Origin of the sequence: Marinomonas sp. A3A (assembly GCF_018336955.1) — a bacterium.
Lineage (GTDB): Bacteria > Pseudomonadota > Gammaproteobacteria > Pseudomonadales > Marinomonadaceae > Marinomonas > Marinomonas lutimaris.
Genome location: NZ_CP025532.1, coordinates 124,892 through 139,717, shown reverse-complemented (window position 1 = coordinate 139,717; position 14,826 = coordinate 124,892). Strand labels below are relative to the sequence as shown.

Here is a 14,826-nt window from a genome sequence, read left to right as displayed (position 1 = left end):
CTAATAAATAGGTCTAAAAAACTAATTCTTCATTTCGTTGTGATTGTACAGCCAAAATATCGGTAATATTATCTTCAATCCAATCAGCCAAACTAGCCACTCGAACGGACACTTCAAGTCCTAAATCCGTCAGACTATATTCCACATGAGGCGGCACGACAGGATAAGACGTGCGTAAAACAAAGCCATCTAATTCCAAAGATTGAAGGGTTTGTGCGAGCATTTTTTCACTGACACCCACAATCTTACGACGCAATTCACTAAAGCGCTGTATGTCACCATCTTTAAGAGCAACCAACACCAACACACCCCAACGACTGGTGACATGTTTCAAAATATCACGCGAAGGGCACTTGTCTGAAAACACATCCCCCCGATCAAATAAGTGAGCCATACCGTTCTGAGAATTTTGTAAATTATTTTCCATACTTACCTTTTTGTACGTACTTACTAAAAGTTTGTTAGTGGTATATTCTACTTCCATCTACTCGAAACTCAAAGGAGAATAATATGATTTTAGTAACTGGCGCATCTGGCCAACTTGGCCGTCTCGTGATTGCATCACTATTAGAGAAAACAGCGGCAAGCAACATCATCGCTGCCGTTCGTAATCCAGACAGCGTAAAAGACTTAGCTGAAAAGGGCGTACAAGTTCGTCAAGCTGATTACACAGACCAAAACGCTCTTGTTGCAGCAATGCAAGGCGTTGAAAAAGTATTATTAATCTCTTCAAGCGAAGTGGGCCAACGTGCCCCACAACACCAAAATGTCATCAACGCGGCAAAACAAGCTAGTGTATCTTTGATTGCTTACACCAGTATCCTAAACGCCGATGCATCTCCTCTTATCCTTGCACAAGAACATGTGGCAACAGAAAGCATGTTGGCAGAATCGGACGTACCTTATGTACTACTTCGCAATGGCTGGTACTCAGAAAACTACACAATGAGCCTAGCAACTGCCTTGGAATACGGTGTTGTAGGCTGTGCTGAAGAAGGCAAATTCTCGACGGCAACACGTGCTGATTACGCAGAAGCCGCCGCTGCTGTACTCTTAAAAGACGGACAAGCGGGCAAAGTGTATGAACTAGCAGGGGACAATGCCTTCACACTAAGCGAATACGCTGCAGCGATTAGCAAGGTATCAGGCAAAACCGTGACATACCAAAACGTTCCTGAAGCGGAATACACCAAGATTCTTGTTGGCGCAGGCTTACCAGAAGGCTTTGCAGCCATCCTTGCTAACTCGGAAGTCGGCGCCTCCAAAGGCGGCCTGTTCAGTGACAGCAAAGACTTATCAACGCTAATTGGCCGCCCTACGACGTCCATTGAAGACAGCATTAAAGCGGCGTTGTAAGCATTTTTATACCTAAATTTAGGTGTAAAAATTAAGTATAAAAAAAGCGGTTAGAGCTTTCACTCTAACCGCTTTTTTATTGAATAAACTAAGACTTATACGTCTAGGTTCGCTACGTTCAAGGCGTTTTCTTGGATGAAGTTACGACGTGGTTCTACTTCGTCACCCATCAAGGTGGTGAACATTTGGTCAGCGGCAACAGCGTCGTCGATGGTAACGCGAAGCATGCGGCGCGCTTCTGGGTCCATAGTGGTTTCCCAAAGTTGCTCAGGGTTCATCTCGCCCAGACCTTTATAACGCTGGATAGTCATGCCGCGAGATGCTTCTTTCATCAACCATGCTTTCATGTCGCTGATGGTTTTAACCACTTCACGACGTTCGCCACGTTGAATATAAGACTCTTCACCAAACAATTCAGCTACGGTTTCAGACATAGCTACAATACGTTTGTACTCTGGTGAGTTGAAGAAGGTGCCTTCAAAGCGGTAGCGGTTAGAAACACCGTGAGACATGATGTCGACAACTGGCAAATAAATGTTACGTTCGTCGTCTTTCTCTACAGAGAAGTCAAAACGGAAACCAGTACGAGCATCTTGTGGCATTTGGCTACGGATAGCTTCAACCCATTCCAATACAGCGGCTTCTTTGGTTAAGTCTTCTTGTGTTAGGGCTTTGCAGTACAGAAGTTTGCCCATTACATCTTTTGGATACACACGAGACAAACGTTCAACATCTGCTTCAATGTGGATGTAATCACGTACTAATTTCGCTAAATGCTCGCCTTGGATACCTGGAGCATCTTCGTTGACGTGCATATGAGCGCCATCAAGTGCTACTTCGATTAGATGTTGATCCATCGCAGCTTCATCTTTGATGTACTGTTCTTGCTTACCACGTTTTATTTTGAACAAAGGTGGTTGTGCAATGAAGATGTGGCCACGTTCGATGATTTCTGGCATTTGACGGAAGAAGAAAGTCAAAAGCAAGGTACGAATGTGCGATCCATCGACGTCGGCATCGGTCATGATAACGATGCTGTGGTAACGTAATTTGTCGGCGTTGAACTCGTCACGGCCGATACCACAACCTAATGCAGTAATCAGGGTACCAACTTCAACAGACGCGAGCATTTTGTCAAAACGGGCTTTCTCGACGTTCAAGATTTTACCTTTAAGAGGCAAAATAGCTTGCGTACGACGATCACGACCTTGTTTTGCCGAGCCACCTGCAGAGTCACCCTCCACTAGGTAGATTTCAGAAAGTGCTGGGTCTTTTTCCTGACAATCGGCCAATTTTCCTGGCAAACCTGCGATGTCTAGAGCGCCTTTACGACGTGTCATATCACGAGCACGACGAGCTGCTTCACGAGCACGAGCCGCATCAATCATTTTATTAACGATAATTTTGGCTTCGTTTGGTTTCTCTAGTAGGAACTCAGAGAAACGCTTGGTCATCTCTTGTTCTACCGCTGTTTTTACTTCAGAAGACACTAGTTTGTCTTTGGTCTGAGAAGAGAATTTCGGATCAGGTACTTTTACCGATACGATTGCGGTCAAGCCTTCACGGCAGTCGTCGCCTGTTGTTGCCACTTTTTGTTTCTTCGCTAAACCTTCTTTCTCGATGAAAGTGTTTAGAGTACGAGTCAAAGCACCACGGAAACCAGCAAGGTGAGTACCACCGTCGCGTTGTGGAATGTTGTTGGTGTAACAGTAGATGTTTTCTTGGAAGCCTTCGTTCCACTGCAATGCGACTTCTACGGCGATACCGTCTTCTAGGTCATCACGCTGGCAGATGAAGTGGAAAATATCGTTGATTGGCGTTTTGTTGGTATTCAAATGCTCAACAAAAGAACGCAAACCACCTTCGTAGTTGAAGAATTCTTCTTTACCAGAGCGCTCATCTTTCAATTTGATGGCAACACCAGAGTTCAAGAATGACAATTCACGTAGGCGTTTAGCCAAGATGTCATAATAAAATAAGATGTTAGTAAAGGTAGCTGGAGAAGGTTTAAAGTGAACCGTTGTACCCTTGCCGTCAGAATCACCAACAATCGCAAGAGGTGCTTGTGGAACACCATGTTTGTAGTGCTGTTCGTATACTTTGCCGTTTTTGCGTATGGTCAAAGTCAGTTCTTCAGATAGGGCGTTTACTACAGAAACACCTACACCGTGAAGACCACCGGAAACCTTGTATGAGTTATCGTCAAACTTACCACCAGCGTGAAGTACCGTCATGATAACTTCGGCTGCGGAAACGCCTTCTTCTTCGTGCATATCAACCGGAATACCACGGCCGTTATCCGAAACAGAAATCGATTCATCAGGGTGAATCAATACTGTGATCGTGTCACAGTGACCAGCAAGGGCTTCATCGATGGAGTTATCCACGACTTCAAACACCATGTGATGCAAACCAGTGCCATCGTCAGTATCGCCAATGTACATGCCTGGGCGTTTACGTACGGCATCTAGCCCTTTGAGCACCTTGATACTGGACGAATCGTATTTATTTTCACTCATTTAACTCTCCTGCAAACCTTTGCTCAATAAAGACAATTCGCCATTAGTCATAGAAAACTGACGAACGTCTGTGGTGTCGGCCCAAGTAAAATCCGTTGTGTCGGGCTCGACACTGGTAATAAAAATTTGGCTGTTTAATGACTCCAACAACTGACAGAGTTTCTGTCTGTGGTTAGCGTCCAACTCGGCTGGTAAATCATCCACTAAAAATACCAGAGGGCGACCCATATCGATCAGTAACTGTCCTTGCGCAATTTTTAATGCGGAAACAACAAGTTTTTGTTGGCCACGAGACAAGGTATCTAACGCATCTCCCGTCGCTGTTTTCACGCGTAAATCCGCTCTTTGTGGTCCTGTGTGCGTATACCCCAACTCGATATCTCGCTCACGTCCCGCTTCAACCGCCATGGCTAAATCTTTCTGAGCATCCCAGCCTTGAAAAAACTGCAAACTCACAGAAAGCTCTGTCGTTAATAGCGATAAAACCTTCACAAAGTGCGGTGTTAATTTTTCCACATACGCTTTGCGAGATTGATTGACTTGCTCACCCAGTCGGATCAATTCCTGATCAAATGCCGCCAATAAACTGAGCGATATTTTACCACGTCTGAGCAAGGTATTCCGCTGTTTTAATGCTTTTTGCCAGCCTCGCCACGCTTGAATGAAGTCTTTATCGAAATGAAACGCCCCCCAGTCGATAAATTGGCGTCTAATGCTCGGAGAACCCTCTAATAATCGAAATGCATCAGGGTTAATGAGCTGTACTGGAAGACGTTCTGCAAGCTCGATAACCGACTGCGCACGCTGTCCTTGGATACGTACATCAATTTGACCATCACGATAGCGCTGCAAACCAACACGAATAGGGCTACCTTGTGCTTGATGAAGCTGTGCAAAGACAATACAGGCCTCGTTTTCGTGTTGAATATAGGTCTTGTGTTTATGACTACGAAAGGAACGACCAAACGACAATAAGTGAATGGCTTCTAATACAGAGGTTTTACCGCTGCCATTTTTGCCAACAATTACATTTACTTGGGGCGAAGGTTCAAAGCGCACACTAGAAAGGTTGCGAACATGAGAGATGTCCAAACGCACCAGCGGCATAACTCTTAAACCTTAATTGGGGAGGGAAGACAGCCCGCTTGGCATTTTAGAAAACTAAATCGCCAAGCGGGTGATAGGTCTATCATCTAAGCGATGATTATAGACGCATCGGCATCACAACGTATTGTGCTGCGTGGCTTTGTGCTTCTTCGATCAAGGCGCTGCTGTTAGAGTCGTTCAATGATAAACGCACTTCTTGAGAGTCTACGACACCTAGTACGTCTAACAAGTAACCCACATTGAAGCCCACTTCCATATTGTCGCCTTGGTATTGCACCAATACGGATTCTTCGGCTTCTTCTTGCTCTGGGTTATTGGCAAAAACTTGCAACATGCCGTTAGACAGAATCAAACGCACACCACGGTATTTCTCGTTAGAAAGAATCGATGCGCGAAGGAATACTTGACGTAATTCCAAACGATCCGCAATGACGATTTTTTCATTATTACGAGGAATAACACGATGATAATCTGGGAATTTGCCATCAACTAACTTAGAGGTGAACACATATTCCGCAACTTTTGCACGAATATGGTTTGTACCTATCGTTAGCTCAACCACTTCATCTGTATCGTTTAGCAAGCGGTTTAGTTCTAAAATACCTTTGCGAGGCACGATCACTTGCGTTAAATCGCCATTCACATGAGCATCTTCAACTGCGGTTGCCAAACGATGTCCGTCGGTTGCGACCACACGTAATTGACCATCAGCCACTTCTAGCAACATGCCGTTAAGATAATAACGCACGTCTTGGTTTGCCATCGCAAAACCCGTACGGTCGATCAAACGACGTACGCTATTTTGCGCAATAGAAACCGTTAAGTCACCTTGCATATCTTGGATATTCGGGAATTCATCTGCAGGTAAAGTAGACAAACTAAAACGTGAACGACCTGAACGAATAACCGCTTTTTGGTCATCCAAGGTAAATTCAATCACGGCGCTGTCTGGTAAGCTTTTACAAATGTCCATTAGTTTACGAGCTGGCACGGTAATACGGCCTTCTTCGCACTCATCTAATGGCACATGCCCCACCAATTCAACTTCTAAGTCAGAACCAGTAAGCGTTAATAGTTGGTCTTTCACTTCCACCAACACATTGGCCAAGACGGGCATGGTTTGTTTGCGCTCTACAACGCCTGCCACTAGTTGAAGTGGCTTAAGAAGTGTCTCGCGGACGACTGAAAATTTCATTATTTTCCTCGTAAACTCAAAGTCTTAGACCATCAGGTGGTCAGAATTCGCATCAATTGTTTGTAGTCTTCACGAATATCAGAATCCGTATCTTGCAGTTCTTTAATCTTGCGAATCGCATGCAAAGCTGTCGTATGGTCGCGACCACCAAACGCATCGCCAATTTCAGGCAAGCTGTGGTTAGTCAATTCTTTAGCTAACGACATCGCCACTTGGCGAGGGCGAGCAACAGATCGACTACGACGTTTCGACAGCAAATCACTGATCTTAATTTTGTAGTATTCCGCCACAATTCGCTGGATATTATCGATGTTTACCAGCTTATCTTGCAAGGCCAAAAGGTCTTTTAACGATTCGCGAACAAAATCTGGCGTAATCGCTCGTCCAGTAAAGTGCGAGTTAGCGATAACACGCTTTAGCGCGCCTTCTAACTCACGTACGTTTGAACGTATTTTCTGAGCAATAAAGAATGCAGAATCATAAGATAACTTGATACCACTTTCATCTGCTTTACGCATCAAAATGGCAACTCGTGTTTCTAATTCTGGCGGTTCAATAGCAACAGTCAAACCCCAGCCAAAACGCGACTTAAGACGATCTTCCAAACCTTGGATCTCTTTAGGGTAGCGGTCACAGGTCAAAATCATCTGCTGACCACCTTCTAATAAAGCATTAAAGGTGTGGAAAAACTCTTCTTGCGTACGGTCTTTGCCGGCAAAAAACTGGATGTCATCAATTAATAAAGCATCCACAGAACGATAATAACGTTTGAAATCGTTAATCGCGTTCAACTGTAAGGCTTTTACCATGTCAGCAACGAAACGCTCGGAATGCAGGTAAACCACCTTAGCATTCGGATTATGACGCATCATTTCAGTACCAACGGCTTGCATTAAGTGAGTTTTACCCAGGCCAACCCCACCGTATATAAAGAGAGGGTTATAAGCACCGCCTGGATTCTCAGCGACTTGCAATGCAGCGGCATGAGCGAGCTGGTTGGATTTACCCTCGATGAAGTTATCAAAGGTAAACGAATTATTCAGATTCGCGCCATGGTTAATACCACCTTCTACTTGCACTTTACGTTTGGGCGCCGTTAATGGCAGTTGACCCTGTTCATAAGGTTCAAGCTCACCACGTAATCCCGTACCAGACAAGGTTAATGGTGCTTCAAATTCAAGGTCAGCATTTGGGCTGCCTTCTTCGTCATCCATTAAGCCAAAACCTGGGCGATAGCCAGACTCTCTTGCCACTTCATTATTTAAAGGGCTGATCGTCGGTTCACTTGATACCGGAGGCGGTGGAGGAGACATCTGATTTGCTTGAGCAAAATTTTGAGCTTTCACCGCTAGCTTTAAAGTAGGTGCAAGATCATCGCCAGCAAATTCAGACAACAATTCTTTTATGCGCGTTTGATATTTGTTACTCACCCAATCCAACACAAAACGGTTTGGTGCACTTAGGCACAATTCTCCATTCGGCATCATTTCAGCCTGCAATGGACGAATCCAGGTGTTGAACTGAGATGTGGAAAACTCACCCTGCAAGCGCTGCAGACAAAGATTCCAATGCTCCAAAGACACTGTAGACGTACTCCCTGGTTGAGTGACAGACAAGGAGCGGATTTTACATCGGGCACTTAAAGTTATCCACATATAAATAAAAAAAACCCACATACGACCTTAAATCGGAAAATGTTAATAACAAGCAAGGTTATGCACAGCAGTAGATAAAAATTTCTATATGTGTATAAACACGCTAGTTATACACACGATAGAGTTGATTTATTTTTATGTTACGCACAAGTGGAAAAGTTTTTAACTTTTTGATTTTTATACACATAAATTAATTAAATAGTTACGTTGTGGATAAGATAATTTTATAAGATTCGCTTTATCCACTAACTAGGTAGAACTCTGTGTGTAAGTGTTTGATGGATTGTGTAGCTATTTTTTTATTAATTAAGCTGTGCTAAGCATTGAATTTGCTGAGGAAAGGCTCTAAAATCCGCGCCCTGATTTGACCAATCAAATGTAGAGGCTTGGCGGTCGCTAACCCTCAAAACTCAAACACTGCATTCAGTGAGAGAATTAAGATGAAAAGAACTTTCCAACCTAGCGTTCTAAAACGCAAACGTAACCACGGTTTCCGTGCTCGTATGGCTACTAAAGGCGGACGTCAAGTCATCGCTCGTCGTCGTGCTCGCGGCCGTAAGGTTCTAAGCGCATAAGTACGCTGATGACCGAATATTGTTTTCCTCGGCATGTCAGACTTCTGAATGCCGGGGATTATCAATCTGTCTTTAACGACACCTCCTCCAAAGTCTTCGCAGGCGAATTCCTTTTATTGGCACGAAAACGAGATGATGACCAAACTCGGTTGGGTCTTATTGTGTCTAAGAAAACGGATAAACGCGCGGTAGGCAGGAATCGTATCAAACGTTTGGTACGTGATTCCTTTCGTCACCACAAAATCCCTCTTTCTGGTCTTGATATCGTCTTCTTAGCGAGACAAGGTATTAAGGAGCTAGAAAACGCCGATTTGCACAACCGACTCGATAAAGCATGGGATCAGTTGGCAAAAAAAGCCCTAAAACCCGCTCAAAATAAAAAACGCGATCAATCTAGACAGAAATAGGCTGAAAAAACTGCCAAAGGCTGGTTTAATAGCGCGTGATTTTTATAAGGGTTCTGTGAACCTATTGTCCAACCAAACAAATTAGTTGAATACCATGGATTTCAGACGTTACTTTTTATGGGGTGCGCTTTTTATCAGTGGCTACCTACTGTTTTTACAGTGGAGCCAAGATTATGGTCCTCAGTCCACTCAAAGCGTAGCTCAAAGCACACAGTCTCAATCTGAGACAAACTCTCAAATGAGCGATGATTTGCCTACGGCAACTCAAAGCACAACCGAAGCCAATGCCGAAATTCCGCAAAGTGTGACAAAAATCGCACCAGGAAAATTGATTGAAGTAACAACCGATACCCTTCGTGTTGCGATCAATCCTGTCGGTGGTGACTTAGTTGAAGCCGCTCTTCTCCAATACAAAAAAGAATTAGGCAAGCCTGATCCATTTGTCATCCTAGAAGACGGCAGCGAGCGCACTTATGTGACTCAAAGTGGTTTAGTTGGTCAAAATGGTCCAGACGCTTCTCCTGAAGGTCGTCCAGTTTACCAATCTGAAAAAACGGCTTACACCCTAGCAGATGGTGAAGACTCGCTTGATGTGAATCTGTACTACACCGATGCCAAAGGCGTGAAATACACAAAAACCTTCCGCTTTATGAAAGGTAAATACCGTATTCGCCAATTGATCACAGTGGACAACACATCATCAAGCACTTGGCGCGGCAATCTTTTTGCTCAGATCAAACGTGACAACACGCCAGATCCAAGCAAAGCAACTAGTATGGGCCTACAGCCTTATCTAGGTGGCGCGATTTCTGATGAACAAACGAAATACAGCAAGGTTTCTTTCTCTGACATGAAAGAAGAGCCTGTTAAAACAACCACTACCAAAGGTTGGGTTGCGGTACTTCAGCATTACTTCGTTTCTGCTTGGATTCCAGAACAAGGCCAAAAAGTAACCTTGCAAGCTCGTACCAATGGTGACTTTAATATCGTTGGTTTCACTGGTACGCCAGTGGAAATTGCACCAGGTAAACAAGGTACATTAAGCTCTACTTTCTATGTTGGTCCAAAACTACAAGATCACCTAGAAAGCACAGCCGAAAACCTAGACCTAACCGTTGATTACGGCTGGTTATGGTGGTTAGCTAAACCTCTTTTCTGGTTGCTAACACTGATCCAGTCTTTCGTTATCAACTGGGGTATTGCGATTATCTTGATCGTAGTTTGTGTAAAAGCTGTTTTCTTCAAGTTATCAGCGGCAAGCTACCGTTCAATGGCGAAAATGCGTAAATTCGGACCTGAAATTGCCAAGCTGAAAGAAAAGTATGGTGACGACCGTCAGAAGATGTCGCAGGAAATGATGGCACTTTACAAGAAAGAGAAAATCAACCCATTAGGTGGTTGTTTGCCTATCTTGGTTCAAATGCCAGTATTCCTTTCTTTGTATTGGGTATTGATGGAATCCGTTGAATTGCGTCATGCGCCATTCTTCCTATGGATTCACGATTTATCAGTAATGGATCCGTACTTCATACTGCCAATTTTGATGGGTATCAGTATGTTTGTTCAGCAATCACTTAACCCAACGCCTCCAGATCCAATGCAAGCTCGAATCATGAAGATCATGCCTGTGGCATTCTCCATCTTCTTCTTGTGGTTCCCTGCAGGTCTAGTTCTATATTGGGTAACGAACAACACCTTATCCATATTGCAACAGTATGTGATTACAAAACGCATCGAAAAAGAAGTCTGATACCAAATAGGTTTAGGTTTCGATTAAAAAGGCTTCCCATTGGGAAGCCTTTTTTACGTTTAGATTGCCATGCATGTCTTGCTAACGGACAATGGCTAACAAACAAAAGTAATAACCTCTATTTATTTCCTTTTACCGCACAGAGTTTGATTATGACCGATTTCCAATACGCCACAGACCAAGACACGATTGCCGCACAAGCCACCGCTCCTGGCCGAGGTGGCGTAGGGATCATTCGTTTATCTGGTCCAAAAAGTCTTGCCATCGCCAAGCAAATAGTAGGCTTTGAACCTAAACCACGTTACGCCCATTACGTACCGTTCAGAACGACGAATCAAGAACAACTTGATGAAGGTATCGCCTTATATTTCCCAGGGCCAAACTCGTTTACTGGCGAAGACGTCTTTGAACTACAAGGCCATGGCGGTCCGGTCATTATGGACATGTTGTTAAGCCATTGTGTGGCACTTGGCGCACGTTTAGCCCGCCCAGGCGAGTTTTCCGAACGCGCTTTTATGAACGACAAAATGGATTTAACCCAAGCGGAAGCCATTGCCGACTTAATCGACAGTACCTCAGAACAAGCGGCTAAATGCGCGTTACGCTCCTTACAAGGCGCTTTCTCGAAACGTGTTGATGAGCTGGTCGAAGCCTTGATTCATCTACGTATTTACGTGGAAGCGGCGATTGATTTTCCAGAAGAAGAAATCGACTTCATCGGTGACGGCAAAGTCGCTGCGGAACTGGCTGGCATTCAAACGAAACTGGCAGAAGTACTCAAAGAAGCTAACCAAGGGGCCTTGATTCGAGAAGGCATGAACGTCGTAATCGCAGGCCGCCCCAATGCCGGAAAATCCAGCTTGTTAAACGCCTTATCGGGCAAAGAATCCGCTATTGTCACCAACATCGAAGGGACGACTCGAGACGTGTTGCGCGAACACATTCATCTAGACGGTATGCCGCTGCACATTATAGACACGGCTGGCTTACGCGATAGCCCAGACGAAGTAGAGCGCATTGGTATTCAGCGCGCATGGGACGAAATCAGCAAAGCGGATCGCATTCTCATGATGGTCGACAGCCAATCCATTGATTCAAAAGATCCCAAAGAGATTTGGCCTGAGTTTATGGAAAAGCTTAGCGACACTAAACATCTCACCTTAGTGCGCAACAAAGTCGACTTAACCAAAGAAGGCACTGGAATAGAAACTGTCTCAGGCGTTCCTGTAGTGTCTCTATCGGCAAAAACAGGCGAGGGCGTTTCCTGTTTAACTGAACACCTAAAAGCCGTCATGGGCTTCGACAGCACCACTGAAGGGGGCTTTATCGCTCGTCGTCGACACATAGAAGCGCTCAACAAAGCCAACCGTTTCTTAGACGCTGGTAACGAGCAACTACACGGCTACGGAGCAGGAGAGTTACTCGCCGAAGATCTCAAAGAAGCCCAACAAGCGCTTAGCGAAATCACCGGCGCTTTTACAAGCGATGACCTGCTAGGCCGCATTTTTGGCTCGTTTTGTATTGGGAAGTAGAATACGCAACTTGGTAGAAAGGTTGAAAATGGCAGGTTTAAATGCCAATTAACTGTAATTAAGGCGACAATAAATGTTTTTAAATTCAATGGATTGGATTAATGTTTGGTTTTCTAGTTGTTTAGCTATCTTAAACAAATACATTGCAACAAGTATATTTGTCGCTATAATTAATTCTAACAACACCCCTCCCGCTACCCGTAAGATCAGCGCCCTGCGAGGGGTTACTTGTTTCTGGGGGAGTGAAAAATGACTACCCAGAACAAAATCCTTTTTACTAAGCCGCCTAAGACGTTTGCTGAACAAGTTCAGATACTGCAATCTCATGGTTTGGATATTCCAGATCAATCGAAAGCTGAATTTTATCTTTCACAGCTAAATTATTATCGGCTATCAGCTTACTGCTTACCCTTCGAGACAAATCACACGACTCATCAGGTTGCTCCCGGTACAACGTTCGATGATGTACTAAACCTCTATATTTTTGATCGAGAGTTACGCTTACTGCTTCTAGATGCTATCGAAAAAATCGAAGTCTCATTAAGAACGCAAATGGCTTATCACTTAAGTCACCGTCATAATACAGCGCACCCGCATCTTAACCCCTCAATATTTCACAATACGGGAAGACATCAAGATGGGTTAAACAAGTTGAAAAAAGATGTACATCAAAGCGATGAAGACTTTATTCGCCATCTAACAACTAAGTATCAGGAGACATTACCTCCCATATGGGCCGTAGTTGAGCTGATGACTATGGGGCAATTATCCAAATGGTTTTCCAATATCAATGAGAGACAAGACCGCAAAGCAATCTGTCAGGTTTACAACCTCAATGAAGCAGTAATGACTTCGTTTTGCGAGCATTTGTCGTTGGTGAGAAACAAAGCTGCCCATCATGCGAGGCTATGGAATCGCGTTTTTCCTAAGCAAATGAAGTTAGTCCAAACGATTTGATTAATAGCATTTTGCGCTTGCCATAGACCCGGAAAAAATGGGCTTTCCCGCTGATTGGGAAAACAGTCCTCTGTGGATCTAAGAAGGTGTGATAGATAAAAAAATTCACGGCTACGGAGCAGGAGAGTTACTCGCCGAAGATCTCAAAGAAGGCCAACAAGCCCTCAGCGAAATCACTGGCGCTTTTACAAGCGATGACCTGCTAGGCCGTATCTTTGGCTCATTTTGTATCAGGAAATAACATAGTAAAACACCGATTGATTGCATCAAATCAATCGGTGTTTTACGTTATTAACAATACGTTCTATGTACATTTATTTAAGCAGAGATATTTATCCAAAAAAGCGTTTTTAAGTGTTAGTCATGCATTTTGACAACCACTTTGCCTTTAGCATGCCCTTCGGCTAAGTAAGCAAGGGCCTGCTTGGTTTGTTCAAATGGAAAGACCTTGTCTATCACTGGCCTGATGCGATCGGCTTCAAGCAGTTTGCCAATTTCACTCAGTTGAGCGCCATTTGGGCGAACGAAGAGAAAGGAATAATCCACTTTTTGCTTTTTCGAAAGTTTGTTAATTTTTCGACTCATCAAACCAAATACAAAGGTTAAAATCCCATTCAGTTTTCGAGCTCGGGCAAAAGGCGCATCCAACGGGCCAACAAGAGAAAGGATCTTGCTCCCTGGCTTAAGGATGCCAATGGATTTCTCAATCGCGTCACCTTTGGTCGTCCCTAACACGAGATCGTAGTTGTGCAGTACTTTGTCAAACTCTTGTTTCTTATAATCAACTACGGTGTCTGCACCCAATTTACGAACGAAATCAACATTCCCAGTACTTGTCGTCGTTGCCACTGTTGCGCCAAGGTGTTTAGCTAACTGGATGGCAAAAGTACCAATGCCACCCGAGCCTGCGGGAATAAACACTTTCTGACCCGCTTTAAGATTGCCGCGCTCTTTCAAGGCTTGCCAAGAGGTTAGACCGACCATTGGGATTGAAGCCGCTTGTACGAAGTCTAGATTAGTCGGTTTAAGCGCCGCCGTATTTTCTGGCACTACAGCGTATTCAGCAAAGGAACCAATGCCCAGATCAAATATACTGGCAAATACCGCATCGCCTGGTTTAAAGCGCGTTACTTGGCTGCCAACTTCAACGACAACACCAGACAAATCACTACCTAATGTAGCAGGCAACTGAAATTGTAGAACAGGCTTAAAAAGCCCCGTAGGGATGATATTGTCAATCGGGTTCACACCAGCCGCATAAACCTGAACGAGCATTTCATTGGGTTTGATTTTCGGTTTAGGTACATCGCTAAACTCTATTAAGGGTGATGATTTACTGTACTTTTTAAGGGTAAGTGCTTTCATTTTTGTATTCTCGAATGATTGATAACCTTATGTTTCTTGCCCGATGTTCGCCATACATACAAAAAAGCCAACCCTAAAATCGCTTCTATCAATGCCGCTATTAGGATCTGCTTATTCGCGTGACCGACTAAAAACTCATAAACCGCCAGCACGATTAAGACCATACAGGTTGCCATTATTCCCTTAATGAGCGCCATTCGGGTAATGGAATGTTCGACGTTTCTTGCCATAAAAAACATGATTGCAAACCCTAGATAAAACGCTGCACCACGGCGACTAACAAGTCCTGCGCCATCGCTGTATTGCACGCCCCATTGAGCTAGCATTTGCTTAGGAAAAAACATCCATCCGATTGCTAAGCTAAACAATAGTAAGGAAGTCAGTAATGCTAAATGTCGAAAGGTCATT

The 14,826-nt window shown here is 44.1% G+C and carries 13 protein-coding genes and 1 pseudogene; 7 read left to right on the top strand and 7 right to left on the bottom strand.

All coding sequences use genetic code 11. From position 1 onward, the window contains the following. Nucleotides 1–13 precede the first annotated feature (13 nt). Entirely contained in the window at nucleotides 14–427 is a 414-nt protein-coding gene (locus tag CYL31_RS00635; protein WP_212917082.1) for a winged helix-turn-helix transcriptional regulator, read from the bottom strand. Between the two features lie 83 nt (nucleotides 428–510). Between CYL31_RS00635 and CYL31_RS00630 the strand changes: the two genes are divergently transcribed. Beyond that, nucleotides 511–1,356: an SDR family oxidoreductase gene (locus CYL31_RS00630; protein ID WP_212917081.1), complete on the top strand. Its 846-nt coding sequence runs from the start codon at nucleotides 511–513 to the stop codon at nucleotides 1,354–1,356. 95 nt (nucleotides 1,357–1,451) lie between these two features. Here the strand turns inward: CYL31_RS00630 and gyrB are convergent, their stop codons facing one another. From gyrB to dnaA, 4 genes are all read right to left on the bottom strand, one after another. Further along, complete coding sequence (gene gyrB / locus CYL31_RS00625) at nucleotides 1,452–3,875, bottom strand: DNA topoisomerase (ATP-hydrolyzing) subunit B (protein ID WP_212917080.1); 2,424 nt, start codon at nucleotides 3,873–3,875, stop codon at nucleotides 1,452–1,454. Further along, nucleotides 3,876–4,982 (bottom strand): DNA replication/repair protein RecF, encoded by a 1,107-nt coding sequence (gene recF, locus CYL31_RS00620; RefSeq protein ID WP_212917079.1) that lies wholly within the window; start codon nucleotides 4,980–4,982, stop codon nucleotides 3,876–3,878. A gap of 97 nt (nucleotides 4,983–5,079) precedes the next feature. Beyond that, entirely contained in the window at nucleotides 5,080–6,177 is a 1,098-nt protein-coding gene (gene dnaN, locus CYL31_RS00615; protein ID WP_212917078.1) for a DNA polymerase III subunit beta, read from the bottom strand. Between the two features lie 32 nt (nucleotides 6,178–6,209). After that, nucleotides 6,210–7,760 (bottom strand): chromosomal replication initiator protein DnaA, encoded by a 1,551-nt coding sequence (dnaA, locus tag CYL31_RS00610; RefSeq protein ID WP_212917077.1) that lies wholly within the window; start codon nucleotides 7,758–7,760, stop codon nucleotides 6,210–6,212. A 512-nt stretch (nucleotides 7,761–8,272) separates the two neighbouring features. Here dnaA and rpmH point away from each other — a divergent pair. The 6 genes and pseudogenes from rpmH to CYL31_RS00580 all read left to right on the top strand — a co-directional run. Beyond that, nucleotides 8,273–8,407, top strand: coding sequence for a 50S ribosomal protein L34 (gene rpmH / locus CYL31_RS00605; RefSeq protein WP_012072147.1), 135 nt, complete (start codon nucleotides 8,273–8,275; stop codon nucleotides 8,405–8,407). 8 nt (nucleotides 8,408–8,415) lie between these two features. Further along, nucleotides 8,416–8,814 carry a ribonuclease P protein component gene (rnpA, locus tag CYL31_RS00600; RefSeq protein WP_100636222.1) on the top strand — a complete coding sequence of 133 codons (399 nt, stop codon included), beginning with the start codon at nucleotides 8,416–8,418 and terminating at the stop codon, nucleotides 8,812–8,814. Nucleotides 8,815–8,908: 94 nt separating this feature from the next. Continuing rightward, a complete protein-coding gene (gene yidC / locus CYL31_RS00595; protein ID WP_212917076.1) occupies nucleotides 8,909–10,564 on the top strand; it encodes a membrane protein insertase YidC in 1,656 nt (551 codons plus the stop codon). 152 nt (nucleotides 10,565–10,716) lie between these two features. Then, nucleotides 10,717–12,096 (top strand): tRNA uridine-5-carboxymethylaminomethyl(34) synthesis GTPase MnmE, encoded by a 1,380-nt coding sequence (gene mnmE, locus CYL31_RS00590; protein ID WP_212917075.1) that lies wholly within the window; start codon nucleotides 10,717–10,719, stop codon nucleotides 12,094–12,096. 249 nt (nucleotides 12,097–12,345) lie between these two features. Further along, entirely contained in the window at nucleotides 12,346–13,053 is a 708-nt protein-coding gene (locus tag CYL31_RS00585) for an Abi family protein (RefSeq protein ID WP_212917074.1), read from the top strand. Nucleotides 13,054–13,153: 100 nt separating this feature from the next. Continuing rightward, a pseudogene (locus tag CYL31_RS00580) lies at nucleotides 13,154–13,294 on the top strand (tRNA uridine-5-carboxymethylaminomethyl(34) synthesis GTPase MnmE); the annotation flags it as partial. 116 nt (nucleotides 13,295–13,410) lie between these two features. Here CYL31_RS00580 and CYL31_RS00575 read toward each other — a convergent pair. Then, nucleotides 13,411–14,418, bottom strand: a complete 1,008-nt coding sequence (locus CYL31_RS00575; protein ID WP_212917073.1) for an NADP-dependent oxidoreductase — start codon at nucleotides 14,416–14,418, stop codon at nucleotides 13,411–13,413. Beyond that, the gene (locus CYL31_RS00570; RefSeq protein WP_212917072.1) at nucleotides 14,415–14,825 is read right to left on the bottom strand and encodes a hypothetical protein; all 411 of its coding nucleotides are present in this window, start codon (nucleotides 14,823–14,825) and stop codon (nucleotides 14,415–14,417) included. Before CYL31_RS00570 ends, CYL31_RS00575 begins: the two co-directional genes overlap by 4 nt. Between the last annotated feature and the right edge of the window lies 1 nt (nucleotide 14,826).

What these genes read in the sequence shown, in the direction of transcription:
- gyrB (WP_212917080.1), bottom strand. Translation starts at nt 3,875, where the DNA reads ATGAGTGAAAATAAATACGATTCGTCCAGTATCAAGGTGCTCAAAGGG.
- CYL31_RS00630 (WP_212917081.1), top strand. Translation starts at nt 511, where the DNA reads ATGATTTTAGTAACTGGCGCATCTGGCCAACTTGGCCGTCTCGTGATT.
- rpmH (WP_012072147.1), top strand. Translation starts at nt 8,273, where the DNA reads ATGAAAAGAACTTTCCAACCTAGCGTTCTAAAACGCAAACGTAACCAC.
- CYL31_RS00585 (WP_212917074.1), top strand. Translation starts at nt 12,346, where the DNA reads ATGACTACCCAGAACAAAATCCTTTTTACTAAGCCGCCTAAGACGTTT.
- dnaN (WP_212917078.1), bottom strand. Translation starts at nt 6,177, where the DNA reads ATGAAATTTTCAGTCGTCCGCGAGACACTTCTTAAGCCACTTCAACTA.
- rnpA (WP_100636222.1), top strand. Translation starts at nt 8,416, where the DNA reads ATGACCGAATATTGTTTTCCTCGGCATGTCAGACTTCTGAATGCCGGG.
- CYL31_RS00570 (WP_212917072.1), bottom strand. Translation starts at nt 14,825, where the DNA reads ATGACCTTTCGACATTTAGCATTACTGACTTCCTTACTATTGTTTAGC.
- CYL31_RS00635 (WP_212917082.1), bottom strand. Translation starts at nt 427, where the DNA reads ATGGAAAATAATTTACAAAATTCTCAGAACGGTATGGCTCACTTATTT.
- CYL31_RS00575 (WP_212917073.1), bottom strand. Translation starts at nt 14,418, where the DNA reads ATGAAAGCACTTACCCTTAAAAAGTACAGTAAATCATCACCCTTAATA.
- mnmE (WP_212917075.1), top strand. Translation starts at nt 10,717, where the DNA reads ATGACCGATTTCCAATACGCCACAGACCAAGACACGATTGCCGCACAA.
- recF (WP_212917079.1), bottom strand. Translation starts at nt 4,982, where the DNA reads ATGCCGCTGGTGCGTTTGGACATCTCTCATGTTCGCAACCTTTCTAGT.
- yidC (WP_212917076.1), top strand. Translation starts at nt 8,909, where the DNA reads ATGGATTTCAGACGTTACTTTTTATGGGGTGCGCTTTTTATCAGTGGC.